Below are 8,470 nucleotides of genomic sequence, written 5' to 3' on the forward strand. Positions count from 1 at the left end.
AGTATGCTCGCCGGGTGCGGAACGTGCCCTACGAGCGTTACGACCGGGTGCCGCGTGACGTGCTGCCCATCGGCACCGACTACGAGCCCGGGCACGTGCTGGAGTGGCACACCCACCGCAGGGCGCAGTTCCTCTACAGCGCCACAGGGAGCATGATCGCCGAAACCGACGATGGCACGTGGACGGTCCCGAGTGAGCGCGCCGTGCTGATCCCCGCCGGAACCCGGCACCGCATCCGGATGCTGGAGGCGAGCACGCGCAGCCTCTACCTCGAGCCCGCCGCGGTGCCGTGGTGGCCAGCGGTGTGCACGGTCGTCGAGGTCACGCCGCTGTTGCGCGAACTGCTGCTGGTGGCCGTCGACTTCGGACCGAACTACGATCTCGCCGGTCGCGAGGGCGCGATCGCGAGCCTGCTGCTGTTCGAGATCGCGGCCCTGACTCCGCTGCCTTTGCACGTCGGGCTGCCCTCGGAGCCGGAACTCGCCGCGCTGTGCCGGGACTACCTCGCGCACCCGGAGCCGGGCGTCACCAACGCGGACTGGGCCCGGCGGCTGGCGCTGAGCGAACGCGGGCTCGTGCGCCGCTTCCGTGCCGAGCTCGGCACGAGCCCCTCGGCCTGGCGCGTCCGTGCCCGGCTCATCGCGGCCGTGCCGCTGCTGCGCGAGCACGCGATCGCCCGCGTCGCCGGGGACCTCGGCTACGCCTCCCCGGCCGCGTTCACCGCGGCGTTCACCCGGACCTTCGGCGTGCCGCCCTCGGCGCTGCGCGGACCGTGAGCGGGTACGGGCCGGGACCGGCACCGTGGTGGACGCCCGCGCGTTTTCTGGTGCAGTGTGGGGGAATGACGAGCACTTCAGGGCGCGCTGCCGTGCTGGCCCTGCATTGGCAGGTGAACGTGATCAAGCCGGAGGGTTTCTTCGGAGGCATGCTGAGTGAACCGGTGGCCCGCAGCGGCGTGGTCGAGCGGGCGGCTGCCTTTCACCGGGCGGCCGAGGTGCCGGTCTTCTTCACGCGGTTCACGATCCCCGAGGGCGAGGGCGGGCTGGTGCGCAACACCGGCTTCATGCGCGCGGTCGGTGAGGCGCAGGAGGCGTTCCGGCCGGACGCGCCGGGCTCGCAGCTCGTTCCCGAGCTGGCCGACGGCGCGCGGACCGTCGACAACCAGAAGCTGTCCGGTCTGGCCGGCAACGAGCTCGCCGCCCTGCTGACCGGGCGCGGCATCGACACGCTGTTCGTCACCGGCGTCGCCACCAACCTCACGGTCGAGCAGACGGCACGCCACGGCACCGATCTCGGGTTCACCGTGCACGTGGTCAGCGACTGCGTGGCCGCGGCCGACGAGACGGTGCACGCGGCCTCGCTGGCGAACCTCGACCTCACCACCGCCGGGTGCCTCACCGCCGACGAGGCGCTGGCGCGGCTGCGGGCCGGGGCCGGTTCCGCGGCGTGAGACGGCCGGCCCGCCGCTCCGATCGGGAATGGCGGGCCGGTTCCGCGCGTGCCGGTTGGGCGGGGCTCATCCCGACGACGGGAGGATGATCGTCAGCCACAGCAGGGCGGGCGCGAGCAGCACCACGATCCCGCCGTACACGAGCTGCGTGCGGTACACGCGGTCACGTGCGTCCTCCGTCGCGTTGGCGATCACGGCGGCTCCGTTGCCGGAGAAGGGGCTCACGTCGACGATCGTCGCCGAGATCGCGATCACCGCCACCACCGCGAGCACCGACATGGTCGAGTTCTGCAGCAACGGCACCGCGAGCGGGGTAAGCGCCGCGATGGTGCCCGCCGAGCTGGCGAACGCCGACACGATGCCTGCCACGTAACCGAGCAGCAGCACCGTGAGCATCGGCGCGCCCACGCCGAGCGCGACGTCGCCCAGCAGCTCGATCGCCCCGATCTCCTGCATGACCCCGATGTAGGTGATCGTGCCGGTGACCAGCAGCACCACCGACCACGGGATCTTGCGCACGGCCTCGGCGTGGTGCTGGTGCTTGTACAGGCCGAGCAGCGTGGCGAGCGTGATCGCCAGCAGTCCCACGTCCAGTTCCAGCACCGCGCCGACGAACAGCCCGGCGATCGCCAGCGTCGTGAGCGCGATGTCCAGGGTGAGCACGGGCGCCGCGGTCCGCGTCCTCGTCAGCACCCCGCCGCCGGAGCCGTCGGGTTCGGCGGACTCGGTCGGCTCGTCGGGCTCGGTTCCGGTGCGGCCGAGCCGCAACCCGCCGTAGGCCACGAAGACGATCATCGCCGGGATGACGCTCGCGACGAAGGCGAGAGCGAACAGTCCCCACGGATCGCTCGGCAGGCCGCTCTGGTCGAGCACGCCCGCGACGGTGACGCCGTAGACGCTGATCGGCGACAGCGACCCGGCGGCCGCGCCGTGCACGACCAGGATGCCCATCATCGGCTGGGGGATGCGGTTCCTCGCGGCGAAGGCCAGCGCGATCGGCGCGACGATCGGTGGGGAGAACACCGCGCCGATCGCCGACAGCAGCGCGGTCACCCCGAACATGATCCACGGGATGAACACAGTGCGGCCGCGGACCATGCGCACCGCGCTGGCGATCAGCCAGTCGACCGTGCCGTTGGCGTTGGCCACGTTGAACAGGTAGGTGACGCCCACCAGAATCAGCATCAGCTCCACCGGGAACCCGGCGAGCGCATCCTCAGTGGACAGTCCTGCGGCGAGGATGCCCACGGCGAACGTGGCACCCAGGGCGATGACGCCGAGGTTGAGGGGACGGGTCGTGCCGAGAACGAAGGCGACGACGAGGACGACGAGCGAGACGATCTGCAGTGTCATGGGCCGGAAACCACCTTGTGCTCCAGTGCTGAACGACGTTGTTCAGTCCGGCCGCGTCAGCGGACGGTGCCGGGGCGCTTGATGCCCAGCTGATCGCGCAGGGTCGGGCCCTCGTACTCCCGCCGGAACAGGCCGCGCTCCTGCAGGATCGGCACCACCATGCGCACGAACTCCTCGAACGCGCCGGGCAGGTGCGTCGCCGCGAGCACGAACCCGTCACAGGCGCCGCTTTCGAACCACTCCTGCATCTGGTCGGCGACGCGTTCGGGGGTGCCGACGAACCGGGGACCCTGCAGCAGGGTCGCCCGGTGCGCGGCGAGGTCGCGCACGGTCAGGTCATCGCGGTTGAGGTGCCGCTTGACCCCTTCGGCGAGCCCGCGGATCCCCGAGCTGGCCTCGGTCATCTCGGCGGTGACCGGGTCGTCGAGGTCGTGCTTGCCGAAGTCGTAGTTCATCACCTCGGACAGCAGCGCCAGCGAGGCGGCCGGATGCACGTAGGCGTCGAGGAACAGCCGCTCCTTCTCCTCCGCGATCGACTGGGTCTCACCGACCACCGCGTAGGCCATCGGCAGGATCTTGACGTCGTCGGGGTCGCGCCCGAAGTCGGCGACGCGCTGCTTCTGGTCGCCGTAGTGCTGCTGCGCCACGGAAAGGCCGGGGTCGGCGGTGAAGACGAGGTCGGCCCATTCGGCGGCGAACTCGCGGCCGCGGCCGGACGAGCCCGCCTGCAGGATCGTCGGCCGCCCCTGCGGCGTGCGCGGCACGGTCAGCGGACCCCGCACCCTGAACCACTTGCCCTCGAAGTTGATCTCGCGCACCTTGGCCGGGTCGGCGAACTCGCCGGACTCCTGGTCCATGATCAGCGCGTCGTCGTCCCACGAGTCCCACAGGGCGGTGGTGGCTTCGAGGAACTCCTGGGCCCGGTCGTAGCGCTCGTCGTGTCCGAAGTGGGTGTCGCGGCCGAAGTTCTGCCCTTCCGAGTCGTTCACCGAGGTGACGACGTTCCACGCCGCCCTGCCGCCGGAGAGGTGGTCGAGCGTGGCGAACGTCCGCGCGACGTGGAACGGCTCGTAGTAGGTCGTCGAGTAGGTGGCGCCGACCCCGATCCGGCTGGTGGCGCCGATGATCCCGCCGAGCACCGCGGTGAGGTCGAGCTTGATGGGCCGCGCGCCGCGCCGCACCGCCTCAGCCACGGAGTCGCCGTAGATCCCGGGCATCGCGAGCCGGTCGTCGAAGAAGACGAGGTCGAACTTGCCCTGCTCCAGCGTCCGCGCGATGCGCTGGTAGTAGTCCATCGTGAGGAACGAGAGGTCGGCGGAGGGGTAGCGCCACGATCCGGAGTAGACGGTGACGTTGCCGGCCTGCATGAAGCCGACGAGGGTCATCTGACGGGTCATGGGTGTGTCCTTTCGGTGTGCTGTCCGTTGATGCCAAGCAGGGCGGCCTTGCGGGCGACCGTCTCGGCGTGGCGAAGGTGGGCGGCGTCGACGAGCATCCCGTCGAGGCCCGTGGCGCCGCGTCCGCCCGCTTCGCTCTCGCGATAGGCGGCGACCACCTTCTCGGCGTGAGCGATCTCGTTGGGTGTCGGTGCGAAACAGTCGTTGGCGATCTCGACCTGGCTGGGGTGGATGGCCCATTTCCCGACGTAGCCGAGGACGCTCGCGCGCTCGCAGGCGACGCGGTAGTCCTCCGGCGCGCGGTAGTTCGGGAACGGTGCGTCGATCGCGTCGATCCCGGCGGCGCGCGCGGCGACCACCACCCGGGAGCGGGCGTAGTGCCACAGGTCGCCCGGGTAGGGCAGGACGGGATCGAAGTTGGTGTCCACGCGGGCGCCCTGCGAGGCCGAGAAGTCCCCGGCGCCGAAGATGATCGCCTCGAGCCGGTCGCTGGAGCGCGCGATCTCGTCGACGTACTGCAGGCCCTCGACCTCCTCGATGAGCACCTCCAGCCCGATCCGCCTCTCCAGCTCGAGCCGCTGTTCCAGCTGTGTCAGGAGAACGTCGACCCACCACACGTCGCGTGCGCGGCGGACCTTCGGCACGATGATCACGTCGAGCGCCTCGCGCGCACCGGTCACCACCTCGATCACGTCGCCGTGCGCCCACCACGTGTCGATCGCGTTCATCCGGATCGCGCGGGTGGTGCGGCCCCAGTCCAGTTCGCGCAGCGCGGTGACCGCCTTGCCTCGTGCCGCTTCGCGCTCGGCGGGCGCGCACGCGTCCTCCAGGTCGAGGAACACGAGGTCGGCACCCGACCTTGCGGCCTTCTCGAACATCCAGTCGTTGCTGGCGGGCGTCGCGAGCTCGGAACGGCGGGCCCTGACGGGACGGGACATCTCAGATCACCCCCTCGGCGCGCAGCCGCCGGAGCCGGTCCTCGCTCAGGCCGAGCAGTTCGCCGTAGACCTCGTCGTTGTGCTCGCCGACCGCGGCGCCGAGATGCTCGACGCGACCCGGCGTCGCCGACATGCGGGGGACCGGACCCTGGACCCGCATCGAGCCCAGGTCGGGATCGGGAACGTCCACATAGGTCTCCCGGGCCCGCAGCTGCGGATCGGCGAGCAGCTGTTCGGCGTCGTACACGGGCGCGGCGGCGACCTCGGCCCGCTCGAACACCGCCATCGCGTCCTCCAGTGTGCGCTCGGCGATCCACTCGGCCATGAGCCGGTCGATCTCCGCGGCGTTGCGAAGCCGTTGCTGTGCCTCGGCGAAGCGGGGGTCCTCGGTGAGCTCGGGACGGCCGATGGCCCGCAGCGCGCGCTTCGCGATCGTCGGCGCGCTGCCCGACATCGCGAGCCAGCGCCCGTCCTTGGTGCGGTAGGTGTTGCGTGGCGCGCTGATCTCCCACCGGTTGCCGGTACGGCCGGGGATGGTGCCCAGCTGGTCGTAGGTCAGCACGGGCTGCTCGATGAGCCGCGCGAGCGGTTCGATGAGGTTGACGTCGATCAGCTGCCCGCCGCCGCCGTGCACGTCCCGGTGGTAGAGCGCCATCATCACCGCGTACGTCGCGTTGAGCGCCGCCACGCCGTCGGCGAGCATGAACGAGGGCAGCGTCGGCGGACCGTCCGGCTCGCCGGTGAGGTGCGCGAACCCGCTCATGGCCTCGCCGAGCGTGCCGAAGCCGGGCCGGTCGCTCTTCGGCCCGCCCGCGCCGAAGCCGGTGACGTGCACCAGGACCAGGCCCGGGTTCTCGGCCGCGAGGCTCTCGTAGTCGAACTTCCACTTCGCCAGCGTCGAGGGCCGGAAGTTGACCACGAGCACGTCGGCTCCTCGGGCGAGCTCGCGCAGCAGCTCCCGCCCCGCCTCCTGCCGTAGGTCGAGGGTCACCGACTTCTTGTTGCGGCCCAGGCTTTTCCACATCAGGCCGACGCCGTCTCGTTGCGCGCCCCATTGGCGCAGCGGATCGCCGCCGCCGGGTTGCTCGACCTTGATCACCTCGGCGCCGAACTCGCCGAGCCAGGTCGCCACCAGCGGCCCGGCCGCGAGGGTCGCCGCGTCGACGACCCGGATACCGGACAGTGCTCGTGCGGACATCGATGTCCCTTCTCAGGCTGCTGTGTAATCCTTTACATCAAGAATGTAATCGATTACATCGGCTTCGTTCCTCAGCGAACCCGACGAGGTGCCCCACTGTCAAGCCCCTTGACGGCGCCGGTGGCCGTCGTGTTCCATCGAGCAGAGCCGTGGATGTAATCGATTACATCGCGTTGCTGAAACACCTTACCTCGAAAGACCACAAAGGACGGACAAGCCGACGAAGGGACGTACGCCATGAGCGTGGACGCGAGTCCGGGACGACGTGAGCCTGCCCGGTTGTTCAGGGAGGCCATGGCGAGCTTCCCGAGCGGGGTCACCATCGTGACCACCGCCGACGGCGACGGCCGGTGGTGGGGCTTCACGGCGACGTCCTTCTGCTCGGTGTCGATGGACCCGCCGCTCGTGCTCGTGTGCCTCTCCCGGTCGGCGCGGTGCCATCCCGTCTTCGAGTGCGCCACGCACTGGCTGGTGCACGTGATCGATCCCGCCGACGCCGGCCTCGCGCTGCGCTTCGCGAGCAAGGGCGCGGACAAGTTCGCCGACGCCGGGTTCACCGTGGACGACCGTGGGCTGCCCGCGCTCGACCGGGCCTGCGTCCGGCTGGACTGCACGACGCACGCACGTCACCCGGGCGGCGACCACACGATCCTGGTCGGCGAGGTCGAGCGCGCGCACCTGCGCCCGGCCACCCCCGCCGTCTACTACCGGCGGGACTTCCGGTCGCTCGCGTGAGCCCTCTTCGGTGGAGGCCCGGTCGATCCGGCGAGGTGCAGCTGGGCCGTGACGAACTGCGGCTCGGGTTCGCCGCCACGGGCGGGCCCGCTGTCGAGCACGGTGTTGAGGAGGCGGGCGGCGCGCAGGGCGAGGTCCTGGTAGTCGACGGTGATCCGCGTGAGTGGGGGATCGCTCAACGCGAACCAGCTCGGATGCCCGTAGACCACCAGTGACAGCTCGTCGGGCAGCCGGCGTCCGCTCTCGTGCACGGCCTGTGCCGCGCCGATCGAGAGCGCGCCGCCGCCGACGATCAGCGCCGTGGGCGGGCGCGAGCCGTCGAGCAGGTCCCGCACGCCACGCTTGCCGTTGTCCGTCGTCGGTTCCAGCAGCCGCATCGCGACCGCTCCGCGGTCCAGGCCGGCGAGCTCCAGCCCGCGGTGCAGGCCGCGCAGCCGGGCGGCGCCGTTCGACAGCGCCTCCGGCGTGCCGAGGTAGCCGATCCTGGTGTGGCCGAGCGCCGCGAGGTGCAGCACGGCCTCGGACATCGCCTGCTCGTCCTCGCTGAACACACCGGGGGCGGCGATCCCGCACGCGCGGTGGAACTCCACGACGGGCAGGTTCGACAGCAGCTGTTTGCTCGCCTCCAGGATGTGGGTGCTCGGCGAGATGATCAGCCCGGCGACCCGGCTGGCGACCAGGTCCTTGAGCTGGTGCAGCTCCCGCTCCGGGTCGTTCTCCGTGATCGTGAGGATCAGCTGCGTGCCGTCGGCGGACAGCAGCCGCGCGCATTCGGCGGCGACCGACGAGTAGGCGGGTGTGTCGACGTAGGGGATGACGAAGCCGACGAACGCTCGGCTCACGTTCGCGCTGAGCGCCCTCGCCATCCGGTTCGCCACGTAGCCGCGCGCCTCGGCGTGCTCCCGGATCCGCTGCGCGAGCTCGGGCCGCACGGCGGGACTGCCGTTGAGCGCCCTCGACACCGTCGCGGTCGACACGTCCAGCTCGGCGGCGAGGTCGGCGACGCTGACCTTCGTGACCCGTCCGCGCGTGCCCACCACGACCTCCAGGGAAAATGTAACGTCTTACATCGCACCCTAGGTTCGGCCTGGCCGTGGACGCAACACTCATGATCGCCGACCGGAAGGCCGACTTCATCATGCGGGGCGGCGAGAGCATCCGCGCGCTGGAGGTCGAGGAGGTACTGCCGAGTGGTCCGTGAGCGTCGAGGCGCCGGTGCGGTGGCCGCACTCGCCGCGCCGGTGTCCACGCGGGAACACGGCGTGCTGGACGGCTACCGGACGTCGTGCGGGGCACGCTCGAGCTGCTGGCGCGGCACCGGGTGCCGGTGACCGACGCCGAGCGCAGGACGTGCTGGCTGCTGCTCGACGCACTGGACCTGCCCAGGGAACCGCTGCCC

8 protein-coding genes are annotated in these 8,470 nt (G+C 70.9%); 3 read left to right on the top strand and 5 right to left on the bottom strand.

Annotation, left to right across the window (positions count from 1 at the left end; translation table 11 throughout):
* The first annotated feature begins 14 nt into the window (after positions 1–14).
* Entirely contained in the window at positions 15–776 is a 762-nt protein-coding gene (locus BA062_RS37875; RefSeq protein ID WP_110343044.1) for an AraC family transcriptional regulator, read from the top strand.
* A gap of 65 nt (positions 777–841) precedes the next feature.
* Positions 842–1,450 (top strand): cysteine hydrolase family protein, encoded by a 609-nt coding sequence (locus BA062_RS37880; protein WP_110343045.1) that lies wholly within the window; start codon positions 842–844, stop codon positions 1,448–1,450.
* 66 nt (positions 1,451–1,516) lie between these two features.
* Here the strand turns inward: BA062_RS37880 and BA062_RS37885 are convergent, their stop codons facing one another.
* The 4 genes from BA062_RS37885 to BA062_RS37900 are packed head-to-tail and all read right to left on the bottom strand — an operon-like array spanning position 1,517 to position 6,336.
* A complete protein-coding gene (locus BA062_RS37885; protein WP_110343046.1) occupies positions 1,517–2,803 on the bottom strand; it encodes an SLC13 family permease in 1,287 nt (428 codons plus the stop codon).
* A gap of 56 nt (positions 2,804–2,859) precedes the next feature.
* A complete protein-coding gene (locus tag BA062_RS37890; protein WP_245960121.1) occupies positions 2,860–4,200 on the bottom strand; it encodes an LLM class flavin-dependent oxidoreductase in 1,341 nt (446 codons plus the stop codon).
* Positions 4,197–5,138: an HpcH/HpaI aldolase/citrate lyase family protein gene (locus BA062_RS37895; protein ID WP_110343048.1), complete on the bottom strand. Its 942-nt coding sequence runs from the start codon at positions 5,136–5,138 to the stop codon at positions 4,197–4,199. The genes BA062_RS37890 and BA062_RS37895 overlap by 4 nt, the downstream gene beginning before the upstream one ends.
* A 1-nt stretch (position 5,139) precedes the next feature.
* Positions 5,140–6,336, bottom strand: coding sequence for a CaiB/BaiF CoA transferase family protein (locus BA062_RS37900; RefSeq protein ID WP_110343049.1), 1,197 nt, complete (start codon positions 6,334–6,336; stop codon positions 5,140–5,142).
* A gap of 294 nt (positions 6,337–6,630) precedes the next feature.
* On the opposite strand from BA062_RS37900, the gene BA062_RS37905 reads away from it, so the two are divergent.
* A complete protein-coding gene (locus tag BA062_RS37905) occupies positions 6,631–7,071 on the top strand; it encodes a flavin reductase family protein (RefSeq protein WP_210407064.1) in 441 nt (146 codons plus the stop codon).
* Here the strand turns inward: BA062_RS37905 and BA062_RS37910 are convergent.
* The gene (locus BA062_RS37910; protein WP_146240119.1) at positions 7,041–8,108 is read right to left on the bottom strand and encodes a LacI family DNA-binding transcriptional regulator; all 1,068 of its coding nucleotides are present in this window, start codon (positions 8,106–8,108) and stop codon (positions 7,041–7,043) included. The genes BA062_RS37905 and BA062_RS37910 overlap by 31 nt on opposite strands.
* Positions 8,109–8,470: the final 362 nt, after the last annotated feature.

Origin of the sequence: Prauserella flavalba (assembly GCF_003202235.1) — a bacterium.
Classification (GTDB): Bacteria; Actinomycetota; Actinomycetes; order Mycobacteriales; family Pseudonocardiaceae; genus Prauserella_A; species Prauserella_A flavalba.

What these genes read in the sequence shown, in the direction of transcription:
- BA062_RS37895 (WP_110343048.1), bottom strand. Translation starts at nt 5,138, where the DNA reads ATGTCCCGTCCCGTCAGGGCCCGCCGTTCCGAGCTCGCGACGCCCGCC.
- BA062_RS37890 (WP_245960121.1), bottom strand. Translation starts at nt 4,200, where the DNA reads ATGACCCGTCAGATGACCCTCGTCGGCTTCATGCAGGCCGGCAACGTC.
- BA062_RS37880 (WP_110343045.1), top strand. Translation starts at nt 842, where the DNA reads ATGACGAGCACTTCAGGGCGCGCTGCCGTGCTGGCCCTGCATTGGCAG.
- BA062_RS37885 (WP_110343046.1), bottom strand. Translation starts at nt 2,803, where the DNA reads ATGACACTGCAGATCGTCTCGCTCGTCGTCCTCGTCGTCGCCTTCGTT.
- BA062_RS37905 (WP_210407064.1), top strand. Translation starts at nt 6,631, where the DNA reads ATGGCGAGCTTCCCGAGCGGGGTCACCATCGTGACCACCGCCGACGGC.
- BA062_RS37900 (WP_110343049.1), bottom strand. Translation starts at nt 6,336, where the DNA reads ATGTCCGCACGAGCACTGTCCGGTATCCGGGTCGTCGACGCGGCGACC.